Annotated in this window: 15 protein-coding genes; 5 read left to right on the forward strand and 10 right to left on the reverse strand. The window is 64.5% G+C overall.

Annotated elements, in window-relative coordinates; all coding sequences use genetic code 11:
- Positions 1–15: 15 nt before the first annotated feature.
- The gene (locus tag ACH0CP_RS11030; RefSeq protein ID WP_406875716.1) at positions 16–954 is read right to left on the reverse strand and encodes a hydrogen peroxide-inducible genes activator; all 939 of its coding nucleotides are present in this window, start codon (positions 952–954) and stop codon (positions 16–18) included.
- Between the two features lie 142 nt (positions 955–1,096).
- Between ACH0CP_RS11030 and ACH0CP_RS11035 the strand changes: the two genes are divergently transcribed.
- On the forward strand, positions 1,097–1,642 hold the full coding sequence (locus ACH0CP_RS11035) for a peroxiredoxin (RefSeq protein WP_294441648.1): 546 nt from the start codon (positions 1,097–1,099) through the stop codon (positions 1,640–1,642).
- Between the two features lie 142 nt (positions 1,643–1,784).
- Entirely contained in the window at positions 1,785–2,306 is a 522-nt protein-coding gene (locus ACH0CP_RS11040) for a carboxymuconolactone decarboxylase family protein (protein ID WP_406888711.1), read from the forward strand.
- Positions 2,307–2,327: 21 nt separating this feature from the next.
- Here ACH0CP_RS11040 and ACH0CP_RS11045 read toward each other — a convergent pair whose 3' ends face one another.
- Positions 2,328–3,110, reverse strand: coding sequence for a sulfite exporter TauE/SafE family protein (locus ACH0CP_RS11045; RefSeq protein ID WP_406888902.1), 783 nt, complete (start codon positions 3,108–3,110; stop codon positions 2,328–2,330).
- 142 nt (positions 3,111–3,252) lie between these two features.
- Here ACH0CP_RS11045 and epsC point away from each other — a divergent pair, with 142 nt between their 5' ends.
- From epsC to ACH0CP_RS11060, 3 genes are all read left to right on the forward strand, one after another.
- The gene (epsC, locus tag ACH0CP_RS11050) at positions 3,253–3,942 is read left to right on the forward strand and encodes a serine O-acetyltransferase EpsC (protein WP_406888709.1); all 690 of its coding nucleotides are present in this window, start codon (positions 3,253–3,255) and stop codon (positions 3,940–3,942) included.
- The gene (locus ACH0CP_RS11055) at positions 3,942–4,283 is read left to right on the forward strand and encodes a DUF2794 domain-containing protein (RefSeq protein ID WP_406888706.1); all 342 of its coding nucleotides are present in this window, start codon (positions 3,942–3,944) and stop codon (positions 4,281–4,283) included. The genes epsC and ACH0CP_RS11055 overlap by 1 nt, the downstream gene beginning before the upstream one ends.
- A gap of 113 nt (positions 4,284–4,396) precedes the next feature.
- On the forward strand, positions 4,397–4,891 hold the full coding sequence (locus ACH0CP_RS11060) for a hypothetical protein (RefSeq protein WP_406893914.1): 495 nt from the start codon (positions 4,397–4,399) through the stop codon (positions 4,889–4,891).
- A 74-nt stretch (positions 4,892–4,965) separates the two neighbouring features.
- On the opposite strand, the gene ACH0CP_RS11065 is transcribed toward ACH0CP_RS11060, so the two are convergent.
- The 8 genes from ACH0CP_RS11065 to ACH0CP_RS11100 all read right to left on the reverse strand — a co-directional run bounded on the left by ACH0CP_RS11065 (position 4,966) and on the right by ACH0CP_RS11100 (position 12,232).
- Positions 4,966–5,865 carry an SDR family NAD(P)-dependent oxidoreductase gene (locus ACH0CP_RS11065; RefSeq protein WP_294441642.1) on the reverse strand — a complete coding sequence of 300 codons (900 nt, stop codon included), beginning with the start codon at positions 5,863–5,865 and terminating at the stop codon, positions 4,966–4,968.
- Positions 5,866–5,964: 99 nt separating this feature from the next.
- Positions 5,965–6,297 carry a hypothetical protein gene (locus ACH0CP_RS11070; RefSeq protein ID WP_294441641.1) on the reverse strand — a complete coding sequence of 111 codons (333 nt, stop codon included), beginning with the start codon at positions 6,295–6,297 and terminating at the stop codon, positions 5,965–5,967.
- Between the two features lie 127 nt (positions 6,298–6,424).
- Positions 6,425–7,117, reverse strand: coding sequence for a phosphate regulon transcriptional regulator PhoB (phoB, locus tag ACH0CP_RS11075; protein WP_406888702.1), 693 nt, complete (start codon positions 7,115–7,117; stop codon positions 6,425–6,427).
- Positions 7,117–7,800, reverse strand: a complete 684-nt coding sequence (phoU, locus tag ACH0CP_RS11080; RefSeq protein WP_294441639.1) for a phosphate signaling complex protein PhoU — start codon at positions 7,798–7,800, stop codon at positions 7,117–7,119. Before phoU ends, phoB begins: the two co-directional genes overlap by 1 nt.
- Before the next feature lie 11 nt (positions 7,801–7,811).
- On the reverse strand, positions 7,812–8,570 hold the full coding sequence (gene pstB / locus ACH0CP_RS11085) for a phosphate ABC transporter ATP-binding protein PstB (RefSeq protein WP_406888700.1): 759 nt from the start codon (positions 8,568–8,570) through the stop codon (positions 7,812–7,814).
- Complete coding sequence (pstA, locus tag ACH0CP_RS11090) at positions 8,567–9,817, reverse strand: phosphate ABC transporter permease PstA (protein WP_294441637.1); 1,251 nt, start codon at positions 9,815–9,817, stop codon at positions 8,567–8,569. Before pstA ends, pstB begins: the two co-directional genes overlap by 4 nt.
- Complete coding sequence (gene pstC, locus ACH0CP_RS11095; protein WP_406875717.1) at positions 9,810–11,186, reverse strand: phosphate ABC transporter permease subunit PstC; 1,377 nt, start codon at positions 11,184–11,186, stop codon at positions 9,810–9,812. The genes pstA and pstC overlap by 8 nt, the downstream gene beginning before the upstream one ends.
- Positions 11,183–12,232, reverse strand: a complete 1,050-nt coding sequence (locus ACH0CP_RS11100; protein ID WP_406888698.1) for a substrate-binding domain-containing protein — start codon at positions 12,230–12,232, stop codon at positions 11,183–11,185. Before ACH0CP_RS11100 ends, pstC begins: the two co-directional genes overlap by 4 nt.
- Positions 12,233–12,290: the final 58 nt, after the last annotated feature.

Raw genomic sequence — 12,290 nt, forward strand, 5'->3', positions numbered from 1 at the left:
GCGGCGAGCGAGCCCTTAATTCGGCGCGGAGCTCGAGCTGGCAGGGCCGGGGGGTGTCATCGTTCCGGACAATATATCGGCAAGCAGCCGGAAATCCCGCTCGCGCGGGCTGGCACGACGCCAGGCAAGGGCGATCGTCCGCCGCGGATTGTCGCCTGCGAGCGGACGAGCGCAGATGTGCGTGTGATCGAGGATGCCGGCCTTCAGCGCGATCTCCGGCAGCATCGTTACGCCCAGGCCGTTATCGACCATCTGGACGATGGTGTGGAGCGACGTGCCCATCATCGTCGCCTCGGCGCGCAGCTCCGGCCGATTGCATGCGGCAAGTGCATGATCCTTGAGGCAGTGACCGTCCTCCAGCAGAAGCAGCCGTGTTTCATCGATGTCGGCCGGCGAGACAGGCGTAACGCCATCAGCCAGCTCGCCTTCCGGAAAGGCGAGGAAGAGGCGATCGTCGAACAGCGGTTGCGTGGTCACTTCGCCGCAGGCGTAGGGCAGGGCGAGCAGTACGCAGTCAGCGCGGCCGTTGTGGAGCGACTCGCAGGCGGCGCCGCTCGGCTCCTCGCGCAGGAACAGGCGCAGATCCGGATAGTCCGCACGGAGCCGCGGCAAGACGCGCGGGAGCAGGAAGGGCGCGATCGTCGGGATGACGCTCATGCGCATTTCACCGGACAGTGGCCTGCCGGCTGCGCGCGCCATGTCGCCAAGCTCCTCCGCCTCGCGCAGCACACGGCGTGCCTTGGCCGCGATCCGCTCGCCAAGCGGGGTGAACCGGACGACCCGCCGCGTTCGCTCGACCAGCGTCACGCCGATCAGCGTCTCCAATTCGCGAATACCCGCCGACAAGGTGGACTGTGTAACGAAGCAGCTGTCTGCGGCCCGGCCGAAATGCCCCTGATCTTTCAACGCGATCAGATATTGCAGCTGTTTCAGAGTCGGTAGGTAAGTGGCCACTAATCGCCTCAATCGATCAACTCACGCGGAATAGCGTGATTGATCGATTATAAGAACCCCTTATATCGCCTTCCAGAGAGGCGGATCGCCGCCCGGCAAGAGAGGTTGCCCGAGGCCTTAATTTATTCCTGGAGGCCCATTCATGCTCACCGTCGGCGACAAGTTCCCCGCCATCACCGTTCCTGTTCAGCAGGGCACCAATGCGCTTCCCGCGGGCGAGACGCTCGACCTGACGACCGCCTTCCCGGGTAAGTGGAAGGTTCTGTTCTACTGGCCGAAGGACTTCACCTTCGTGTGCCCGACCGAGATCGTCGGTTACAGCCAGCTGAAGGGCGACTTCGAGGATCGTGACGCCGTGTTGATCGGCGCATCGACCGATACCGCCCACGTCCACCTCGCCTGGCGCAAGTCGGACCCGGATCTGGCGGCAGCGGACTTCCCGTGGCTTGCCGATAACGGTGCGAAGCTCGCCGAGGCGCTGGGCATCCTCGATGCGAACGAGCATGTCGCGTTCCGCGCGACCTTCACCATCGATCCGGACAACGTGATCCAGGCGGTGCAGGTCAACGGCCTTAACGTCGGCCGCAACCCGCAGGAGACGCTGCGCGTGCTCGACGCGCTGCAGACGGACGAGCTGTGCCCGTGCAACTGGAACAAGGGCGACGACGTCCTCCAGATCGCGGCCTGAAGCCACACGTCCCCTCCCGCGTGAGGGAGGGGAAAAAAGGAGGGCGTGTCGGCTGGCGCGCCCTCTCTTTTTGCCTGGCGCCGATCGGCGCGGGTGCTTCCCCAATCCTCCGCAGGAGCGGAGGCGTGACGAAAGAGATACCATGTCGCTCAAGGACTTCGCCGGCACGCTGCCGGATTTCGCCAAGGATATCCGCCTCAACGTCGGCTCGCTGCTGAACGAGACGATCCTCAACGATCAGCGCAAGTACGGCACTTTCCTCGCCTGTGCGCATGGCAGCGGGCACAAGCCGCTGGTCGAGGCAGCCGAGGCTGAGTGCGCCGACAAGCTTTCGCCCGAAGCTGCCAATGCGGCGCGCGCTGCGGCGGCGGTGATGGCGATGAACAACGTCTATTACCGCTTCACGCACCTCGCGGGGAATCAGGAATATCGCAACATGCCGGCGAAGCTGCGCATGAACGTGATCGGCGCGCCCGGCATCGACAAGGTCGATTTCGAGCTGTTCAGCCTGGCGGTCAGCGCGATGAACGGCTGCGGCATGTGCATCGATTCGCACGAGGCGGTGCTGAAGAAGGCAGGCGTCACCGCCGAGGTAATTCAGGGCGCCGTTCGTATCGCTGCGGTGATGCAGGCGGTCGGCACGGTCCACGCCGCCACCTCCTGATTGTTTCAACCCGCGTCGCTCTTACAGAACGGCGCGGATGAACCCGTAGGTGCTGGTGATGACCAGCACGGTCCCGACCAGGATGAGCATCGTCTTGGTCGGGATTCTCTTTGCCATGATCGCCCCGAACGGCGCCGCGATGACGCCGCCGATGAGCAGGCCGAGCGTAGCCGTCGCGAAATCCTTCAGCCCCAGATGGAAGATGAAGGTGGCCGAGACGGTGAGGGTGAGGAAGAACTCCACGGAGTTCACGGTGCCCACCACCTTGCGCGGCTCGACGCCCTGAACAAGCAGGTTCGAGGTAACGATCGGTCCCCAGCCGCCACCGCCAGCCGCGTCGAGAAAGCCGCCGACGAGACCGAGCGGCTCGACGACCTTGGGCTTCTTTGACTTGGGCGGGAACAGCAGGCCGCGCACGAGAAGGTAGATCCCGACTGCGACGAGATAGCCAAGAACGTACGGCTTCACCGTCTCGCCGTCCAGATTGGTGAGCAGGTACGCGCCGGTGATCCCGCCGATCATCCCGGGGATCAATAGCCGCAGGAACAGGCGGCGATCGACGTTGCCGTGGAGCACATGGCTGATGCCCGACACGGCAGTGGTGAATGTTTCGACGATATGGACGTTCGCCGACGCCCGCGCGGGGGCCAGGCCGATGACCGCGACCAGCAGTGTATTGCAGATCACACCGAACGCCATGCCGAGCGCACCGTCGACAATCTGAGCGCCGAAGCCGACCAGGATGAACGGCAACAAGGCCTCGATCGTCGTCAGCGAAAAATCCACACCGGTCCCCTGGGGCATGTTCATTGGTCGCCGCCGGATGGCGCACCGAGCCAAATCCTACAAGATCGCTATGCTTTGCAGCAATAGCGTTCAGCTTTCGCGGTGCTGGAAAACGGCGTTCGGAAGGCCTAGATGCGCGTCACGACTAGGGGAAAGCGTGATGGCGCGATTGGCCGATTATCTCGATTCGATCCGCGCGCGCGATCCCGCGCCGCATTCCCGGCTCGAAATCCTGACCTATCCGGGCGTGTGGGCCCTCGGATGGCACCGCGTGGCGAACCGCCTGTACCGCGCGCGACTGTTCTTCCTTGCCCGTCTGGTGAATCATTTTTCGCGCTTCATGACGGCGATCGACATCCATCCCGGGGCGACGATCGGGCGCAATTTCTTCATCGATCACGGCTTCGTCGTGATCGGGGAAACGGCCGAGATCGGCGACGACGTCACCATCTACCAATGCGTAACGTTGGGGGGCACGAGCCCGGACAACGGCGTGGCGGGTAAGCGCCACCCAACGATCTCTGACGGCGCGATCATCGGATCGGGCGCGCAGGTGCTCGGGCCGATCACGGTCGGCCGGCGCGCGCGCGTGGGCGCGAACGCCGTGGTGACGCGCGACGTACCCGAGGGCGCGGTGATGGTCGGCATCCCGGCGCGTCCAACGGTGGTTGAAGGTGGAAAGGCGCCGGAACGCAAGTTCATGGCCTATGGCACGCCTTGCTGCGACGGCTTCGATCCGGCGACGCAGAAGGTGGAACTGCTGCGCTGCGAACTGGAAGCGATGAAGAAGCGGCTCGACGCCCTGCTGGAGGAACATGGCGAGCAGCCGCGGGAGCGTGACCGCGCCTGATGGGCGTCGTTACGCCATTTCCGCTTCCGTGGCGCCCCAGCCAGATCGGGTTCGAGCGGCTGGAGCTGAACCGGATCCTCGATCTGTACGGCCGCATGGTCGCAGCAGGTCATTGGAAGGATTATGCCATCGATCTTGGCCGAGACGCGGCGATTTTCACTGCCTTCCGCCGGTCAGCCGAGCGGCCTGAGTTCCGCATCGAGAAGCGGCCGGCACTGCGCAACAAGCAGGGCATGTGGGCGCTTGTGGGCGAAGGCGGGCAGGTGGTGAAGCGCGGCCACGAGCTTGGGCCGGTGCTCGCCCCGGTCGAGCGGCGCCTGATGAAGCTCGTCGAGGAATGATGTCAGTCACCGACGCCTTCACTGCCCTAGTGGAGACGTCGACCGGCACGGCAGTTCGTTGTCGATACCACGAACCGTGGCGTCATTATCATGACTGGAGTCACCCTCTAGCGATGATCGTCCATCTCGTCGCGGCGGAGCGAGACGGTATCCAAATTCACGACTCCACGGCTGCTGCCGCCTTCGTTCTGTGGCACGATGCGATCTACGATCCTCAAGCGGCCGCCGGAAGGAACGAGGAGTTGAGCGCGGCTTTGTGCCGCAATGACCTATCCGCGCCGGCAATTAGCGTCGAGCGAGCGGTGGCCGCAATCCTCGCGACCGCAGACCACAAGGTGCCTGACGCTGGGAAGTGTCCGGACGGCGCGTTGCTGCTGGATGTCGATCTGGCGATCCTTGGTGCCGAAGCTGACGATTTCGACCGGTATGATGCGCAGATCGCGGCGGAGTACGCCCATGTCGAGCCCGCGGCCTATCGCGCGGGAAGGGCAGGGGTCCTGCGACGCTTTCTAAACCGCGGGCGACTGTACGTCACTGATTGGGCGCGGGCGCGCTGGGAAGCCCGGGCGCGGGATAACCTGGCGCGGGCGATCGCACGCCTGGGGTAGAGTCGTTCGTCTGAGCGCGGTGCCGCGCTTGCGCAGCAGGTGCGGGGGCCGCTTGGAGCAGCCCCCGTGGCCGATCAGCCGCCCTGAAGCTTCTTGCCGATCATCATCGACTGGCCGGCGCCCGAATCCGGCACGATCTCGCCGGTCCGGTCGGTGATCTCGGACCAATGCTTCGCGATGCCCTCCGGCGACAGTTCTTCGCCGCTGAGCGCGACGCCCGGCGTCAGCGTGACATAGGCTGCCTGGAACACGCCGGCGCCAGCACCGACGATCTGGTTGGTCGGCGCATCCTCGCTGACGAGATAGAGTGCGGCCGGCACCACCTTCTCGGGCGAGAATGCCTGGAACAGTTGCTCAGGGAACAGATCTTCGGTCATGCGCGTGCCGGCGACCGGCGCGAGCGTGTTGACCTTGATGTTGTTCTTCGCGCCCTCGAGGTACAGCGATTTGGTGAAGCCGGCGAGGCCGAGCTTAGCCGCGCCATAGTTCGTCTGGCCGAAGTTGCCGTACAGACCGGTCGACGACGCGGTCATCAGGATGCGGCCGTAGTTCTGCTCGCGCATCGTGTCCCACACCGCCTTGGTGGCATAGGCCGAGCCGAGCAGGTGAACCTGCACGACGAAGGCGAAGTCCGCCGGATCCATCTTCGCAAACGATTTGTCGCGAAGCACGCCAGCGTTGTTGATCAGGACATGGACGCCGCCCCAGGCTTCCTTGGCCTTGGCAACCATCTCGACCATCTGCTCGTATTCGGTGACGCTGGCGCCATTGGCCATTGCCTCGCCGCCAGCAGCCTTGATCTCCTCGACCACCTTGTGGGCGGCATCAGATGCGCCGGTGCCGGTGCGATCGCCGCCGAGGTCGTTGACGACGACCTTCGCGCCGCGGCGTGCCAGTTCCAGTGCATATTCCCGGCCGAGCCCGCCGCCGGCACCAGTGACGATCGCAACCTTGTCATCGAAACGGATGGACATGGAAAAGGCGCTCCCTCGCGTGATTAGAAGCGCCTTCCCATACTCGACATTCAAACGGGCGCAACCGCCCGGTGTGTCAGGTCCACCGCAGTGGCGGTGTTACTTGCCGCCGCGCTGCATGCAGTTGTTGTACTGACCCTTTTTGCAGATCGGGTAGCTCTTCATGGGCGGGGGTGGCGGGAATGCAACCGAGGGCGGCGGCGCGGGCTGGAACACGACGCGCGCCCCAGGCTGCGGGGTACCCTTCAGAGCCGGCTCGGCAGGCTCATAGCCGCCCATCGCCGGGCCGCCTTCTTCCTCGAAGCCGGGGGCGGTCGGACGCGGCGTTTCCTCGGATGCGATCGTGGCCTGTTCAGACGCCGGGGCCGGTTGGGTTTGCGCGAGTGCGGGAGCGGCAATGAGCGCCGCCGCGGCGAGAAGGAACGACTTCATGAGGAAATCTCCTGAAAAAGCTGACTTGCGTGCAAACGCAGCACAAGGAACGCACTTACAGGCTGAAGTATCCTTCGTTTCGAGTGCGATTCGACATCTACGTAGTCGGGCCTATCCTTCAGTATGACTAGTGGCCGGCATCCAGCGCATATCCCGCAGACCGCACGGTTCGAATGATGTCTGGCCGTCCACCTTCATTGATCGCCTTGCGAAGGCGCCGAATGTGCACATCGACGGTGCGGCTTTCGATATCGCTGTCGTGCCCCCAGACGCTGTCGAGCAGGCGCTCGCGGGAGAAGACGTGGCCGGGATGCTCCAGGAAATGCTTGAGCAGGCGGAACTCGGTCGGGCCGAGCGGTATCACTTCGCCACCGCGGCGGACCTTGTGGCCGACAGTGTCCATCTCGAGGTCGGCGTAGCTCAGTGCTTCACCAGCAAGGCCAGGGCGAACGCGGCGCAGCACCGCGGATACGCGAGCGACGAGTTCGCGCGGGCTGAACGGCTTGGTAACGTAATCGTCCGCGCCGGTTTCCAGGCCGCGGATGCGATCCTCTTCCTCGCCGCGCGCGGTGAGCATGATGATCGGCACATTCGCCGTTTCAGGCGAGCGCCGCAGGCGGCGGCAGACCTCAATGCCCGAGAGCCCTTCCACCATCCAGTCGAGCAGGACGATGTCCGGCACCTTCTCCTTGGCGAGCAGCAGTGCCTCCTCGCCGTCGATGGTGTGCGCGACGTCAAAATCCTCGCGCTTGAAATGCCAGACGAGCAGTTCCGCGAGGGACGCATCGTCCTCGACCAGAAGCATGCGGGCGCGTGCCATCATTCCCCCTTTTCGCGATCGCCGAGTTGCGTCCCCGTCGCGGCGAAATAGACCATTTCAGCAACGTTCGTGGCGTGATCGCCGATGCGTTCGAGGTTCTTGGCCACGAACAGCAGATGGGCGACTTCGCTGATGGTCTTGGGATTCTCAACCATGTGGGTGACGAGCGTGCGGAAGATCGCGTCGTAGAAATCATCAAGCGCCCGGTCGCGCTCGCAGATCTCCACCGCTGCCTGTGCATCGCGCGCGGCAAAGGCGTTGAGAACGTCGTGGACCATTTCCGCCGCCATCCGGGCCATTGCCTGGATCACGGAGATCGGCTCGATGCGATGCTCGCTTTCGATCATCGGCACGCGCTTGGCGATGTTCTTGGCATAATCGCCGATACGCTCGAGCACGGCCGCGATCTTGAAGGCTGCGACGACTTCGCGAAGATCATTCGCCATCGGTGCGCGCAAGGCGATGACGCGAACCGCAAGCCGCTCCACCTCCGCCTCGATTGCATCGATCTGGGCATCCGCCTTGCGCACCTTCTTGGCAAGGTCGAGGTCGCTGCGCGCGAGCGCGAGCATCGCGCTTTCGATCGCTTCCTCCGCGAGGCCGCCCATCTGGCTGATCATCCCGCGCAGGCGGCGGATGTCATCGTCGAACGCCTTGACGGTATGTTCCTGTCCCGTCGGCATATCCTCTCCCCTCAGCCGTAGCGGCCCGTGATATAGTCGGTGGTGCGCTGCTCGCGCGGGTTGGTGAAGATGTCGTTGGTGTCACCGTACTCCACCAGTTCGCCCAGGTGGAAGAAGGCCGTCTTCTGGCTGACGCGCGCGGCCTGCTGCATGTTGTGCGTGACGATCACGATGGCATAGCGGCCGCGCAGATCGTGGATCAGCTCCTCGATGCGCGCGGTGGCGATCGGATCGAGCGCGCTGCATGGCTCGTCCATCAGGATCACTTCGGGATCAACCGCGATGGCCCGTGCAATGCAGAGCCGTTGTTGCTGGCCGCCCGACAAAGCGGTGCCACTGTCGGACAGGCGGTCCTTCACTTCGGCCCAGAGGCCGGCGCGGGTGAGCGACTGCTCCACGATCTGATCGAGATCCGCCTTGTTGCGGGCGAGGCCATGAATGCGCGGCCCGTAGGCGACATTCTCATAGATCGACTTGGGAAACGGGTTCGGCTTCTGGAACACCATGCCCACGCGCGCGCGCAGCTGAACGACGTCCATGTCCTTTGAGTAGATGTCCTCGCCATCGAGTCGGATCTCGCCCTCCACGCGTGCATTGGCGACGGTGTCGTTCATGCGATTGAGGGTGCGCAGGAAGGTCGACTTGCCGCAGCCGGACGGGCCAATGAAGGCGGTTACGTCCTCCTGATCGATATCGATCGACACGTCCCTGATGGCTTGTTTCTCGCCATAGAAGACGTTGACGTGATGGGCCGTGATCTTTTGCGTCACCAGCGGGTCTCGAAGCGGTTGCGGAGGTAGATGGCAAGGCCGTTCATCGCGAGCAGCACGACGAGCAGCACGATGATGGCGGCAGAGGTCTTTTCTACGAAGCCGCGGGCGACTTCGTCCGACCAGAGGAAAATCTGGACCGGAAGAACGGTGGCTGGATCGGTGAGGCCGCTCGGCGGCGCGGCGATGAACGCGCGCATGCCGATCATCAGCAATGGTGCCGTCTCGCCGAGTGCGCGCGCCATGCCGATGATCGTGCCGGTGAGGATCCCCGGAAGGGCGAGCGGCAGGACGTGGTGGAAGACGACCTGGACTGGGCTCGCGCCGATGCCCAGCGCTGCGTCACGGATCGACGGCGGCACTGCCTTGATCGCGTTGCGCCCGGCGATGACGATGACTGGCATGGTCATCAACGCCAGCGTCAGGCCACCGACGATCGGCGCCGAGCGTGGCAGTCCGAGCGTGCCAAGAAATACCGCTAAGCCAAGCAGGCCGAAGATGATCGAGGGCACTGCTGCAAGATTGTTGATCGAGACCTCGATGAGGTCAGTCCAGCGGTTCTTTGGTGCATATTCCTCAAGATAGAGGGCGGATAGGACGCCGATCGGGAAGGCGAGCGCCAGCGTGACGAACATCGTCAGCAGCGAGCCCTTCAGCGCGCCCCAGATGCCGACGCGGGTCGGATCCGTCGAATCCGCGCCGGTGAAGAAGCCGCGGTTGAGGCCGAGCGACAGACGGTTGCCCAGCGCGGCGACAATCCGCTCGGCAGCGGGCGGGCCATCACCCTTGTATGCCATGTCGATTTCAGTCGAAACCGGCACCTCGATCAGGGCGGAGCGGCGGAGCAGCGAGGGATCGGCCTTTACGGCGTCGCGCACCCTCAGCCATGCACCCTCAGACAGGAGCGCCGCACCGCCTTCCGGCCCGTAAGCGGCGCCGGCGGCGCTATCGACCACTGATTCAAGGCCCGCACCGGCCAGAGCCAGATCGGCGCGATCGCCACGCAACTGCTCGGGCGTGACGGCGAGGTTCGCCCTCGCGAAATCGATCGGTAGCGCGAGACGGGTTTCGGTGAAGCCTGCCGCGCCCTGCGCCACCATGGTGATGATCAGGAAGGCGAGGAACCCGGCCGACAGCAAGATTGCGCCAAGACCCAGGAGGCGAAAGCGTCGTTCGGCAGCGTATCGGCGCGCGATGCGACGCCGCATCGCTTCCGTGCGCCAATCGGTGGGCGCGCGCTCAGTCATAAGCTTCCCGATATCTTTTCACGACCATCAGCGCGACGATGTTAAGGAGGAGCGTGACGACGAACAGCGTGAGGCCGAGCGCAAAGGCCGCGAGCGTCTTCGCGCTGTCGAATTCTGCTTCGCCGGTGAGGAGATCGACGATCTGCTTGGTCACCGTCGTGGTGCTGGCGAAGGGATTGAGCGTCAGCGCAGCGACGCCGGATGCCGCCATCACGACGATCATCGTCTCGCCGATCGCGCGACTGACGGCGAGAAGCACGCCGCCGACGATCCCTGGGAGGGCGGCAGGAACGAGAACCTTGCGGATCGTTTCCGAGGGCGTGGCACCCATCGCCAGACTGCCATCCCGCATCGCATTGGGCACGGCGGCGAGCGAATCGTCTGCCATGGAGGAGACGAAGGGAATGATCATCACGCCCATGACGAGCCCGGCTGCAAGTGCGCTTTCGCTGCTGGCCCACGTGATGCCGATCGCCACGGCGAAGTCGCGAACTGCCGGCGCCACCGTCAGCGCTGCGAAATAGCCGTAGACCACCGTAGGAACGCCGGCGAGGATTTCCAGCAGCGGCTTCATCCAGCGGCGGGTGCGCGGCTTGGCATATTGCGTCAGGTAGATGGCGCTCATCAGCCCGAACGGGATCGCCACGATCATCGCGATGATCGCGCCGATGAAGAAGGTGCCCCAGAAGAGGGGCAGCGCGCCGAGGCTCGCACCCGGATCGCGCGCGTCGATGACCTGCGGCGACCAATGGGTGCCGAACAGGAAATCGGTAATCGGCACGATCGAGAAGAAGCGCGCACTTTCAAAGACCAGGCTGGCGACGATACCGACAGTCGTGAGGATCGCGATCAGCGACGCCGCCAGCAGCGCGATCATCACGATCCGTTCGACGTGGGTGCGGGCGGCGAATTGCGGGCGTACGCGAAGATAGGCGAAGGCGAAGCCGGCGAACGCAAGCGTCGCGGCCAGCGCAGTCGCGATCCAGTTGAAGCGCGCCTGCGCGGCGGCATAGGCGGGGGCCAGCACTTCAGAGAGATCGTGGAAGGCTCCGAAAGCCTGGCCACGCGCGAGGTTCCGCGCTTCCGACAGGATGGCGGCGCGTTCGAAGCCTTGGGCCGGCAGCGCCGCCGCCGCAGGCGTTGCGATGACCGCATCGGTCACCAGCGCCGGCGAGGTGAATGACCAGATGGAGAGGAACGCCACCGGGGGGATGATCGTCCACAACGCGACGTACCAGCCATAATGGCCGGGCAGGGCCGTGAAGCGTCCCGACGTCGAGCCTCGGAAGGCGGCCGCGCGGGCACGCGCCATGAACCAGGCAATCAACCCGAACGCAGCGACCACAAAGAACAGAGCGCCGACGCTCATGACAGTTCACGTCCGTCGAACGGCATTTCCTTGTGAACGACCTCGGCCGCATGAGCCTGCACGGCCGCCGGCGCGGCGATCAGACCGCGCCGGGCGAGGGGGCCGCCTTCGCCCCAGAGCTTCGCATATTGCTTCAGGTACTGACGCAAGCCGGGGACCGCATCGAGATGCGCCTTCTTCACATAAAGGTAGAGCGGGCGGGCGCCGGGGTAGCTGCCGTCAGCAATGGTCGCATCACTCGGCGTGACGCCCGAGATCGGCACGCCGACCACCGAGCCCGCATTTTCCTCGAGATACGAATAGCCGAAGATGCCGATCGCGTTGGGGTTGGCCGTCAGCTTCTGAACGATGAGATTATCGTTCTCCCCGGCGTCGATATAGGCGCCGTCCTCGCGCACGCGCTGGCAGCGCTTCTTGAACGCGTCCTCGTCGTGCGCCTTCATCGCCTTTGCTGCGGGATCCACTTCCTCGCAGCCCTTTGCGAGGATCAGTTCCGCCAGGGCATCGCGCGTTCCGCTGGTTGAAGGCGGTCCGTAGACCTGGATCGGCGTTGCCGGCAGCGCCGGGTTCACGTCGCGCCAAGTGCGCGCGGTGTTGGGGCGGCCGTTGGGATTGGCAGCAAGCGCCCGGTAGAGATCAGCGGGTGTGAGCGGCATCTTTGGGCCGTTCTTGGCCTCCGCAAAGGCGACGCCGTCGATGCCGACCTGGATTTCCAGAATGTCTCCCGCACCGTTGCGCGCGCAGGTATCGAATTCACTGCGCTTCATCCGGCGCGAGGCATTTTCTATGTCCGGATAAGCCGCACCGATCCCTCCGCAGAACAGCTTCATCCCGGCGCCTGTACCGGTCGATTCGATCACAGGGGGACGAGCGTCGGGGTTATTGGCAAGGAACTGCTCGGCAACGATCGTGGTGAAGGGATAGACCGTGGAGGAGCCAACCGCCCGGATCTGATCGCGTGCGCCCGCCCCGCCGCTCGCCTGATCATGACAGGCGGCGACCAGTGCGAGCAGCACGATCGGCATGACGGCGCGAATCATTGGCATCCCGAAATCCGTCGCTCCAGCCGCGACCGGGCGGCCTGTGTGACACGTGCGTTACGGC

Origin of the sequence: Sphingomonas sp. 179-I 2A4 NHS, from assembly GCF_045369135.1 — a bacterium.
Lineage (GTDB): Bacteria > Pseudomonadota > Alphaproteobacteria > Sphingomonadales > Sphingomonadaceae > Sphingomonas.

Bases quoted from the DNA above. Each gene is read 5' to 3' on its own strand.
- ACH0CP_RS11040 (WP_406888711.1), top strand. From the start codon at position 1,785: ATGTCGCTCAAGGACTTCGCCGGCACGCTGCCGGATTTCGCCAAGGAT.
- phoB (WP_406888702.1), bottom strand. From the start codon at position 7,117: ATGGCACGCGCCCGCATGCTTCTGGTCGAGGACGATGCGTCCCTCGCG.
- ACH0CP_RS11060 (WP_406893914.1), top strand. From the start codon at position 4,397: ATGATCGTCCATCTCGTCGCGGCGGAGCGAGACGGTATCCAAATTCAC.
- ACH0CP_RS11065 (WP_294441642.1), bottom strand. From the start codon at position 5,865: ATGTCCATCCGTTTCGATGACAAGGTTGCGATCGTCACTGGTGCCGGC.
- ACH0CP_RS11100 (WP_406888698.1), bottom strand. From the start codon at position 12,232: ATGCCAATGATTCGCGCCGTCATGCCGATCGTGCTGCTCGCACTGGTC.
- ACH0CP_RS11070 (WP_294441641.1), bottom strand. From the start codon at position 6,297: ATGAAGTCGTTCCTTCTCGCCGCGGCGGCGCTCATTGCCGCTCCCGCA.
- pstA (WP_294441637.1), bottom strand. From the start codon at position 9,817: ATGACTGAGCGCGCGCCCACCGATTGGCGCACGGAAGCGATGCGGCGT.
- pstC (WP_406875717.1), bottom strand. From the start codon at position 11,186: ATGAGCGTCGGCGCTCTGTTCTTTGTGGTCGCTGCGTTCGGGTTGATT.
- phoU (WP_294441639.1), bottom strand. From the start codon at position 7,800: ATGCCGACGGGACAGGAACATACCGTCAAGGCGTTCGACGATGACATC.
- ACH0CP_RS11035 (WP_294441648.1), top strand. From the start codon at position 1,097: ATGCTCACCGTCGGCGACAAGTTCCCCGCCATCACCGTTCCTGTTCAG.
- ACH0CP_RS11045 (WP_406888902.1), bottom strand. From the start codon at position 3,110: ATGCCCCAGGGGACCGGTGTGGATTTTTCGCTGACGACGATCGAGGCC.
- ACH0CP_RS11055 (WP_406888706.1), top strand. From the start codon at position 3,942: ATGGGCGTCGTTACGCCATTTCCGCTTCCGTGGCGCCCCAGCCAGATC.
- epsC (WP_406888709.1), top strand. From the start codon at position 3,253: ATGGCGCGATTGGCCGATTATCTCGATTCGATCCGCGCGCGCGATCCC.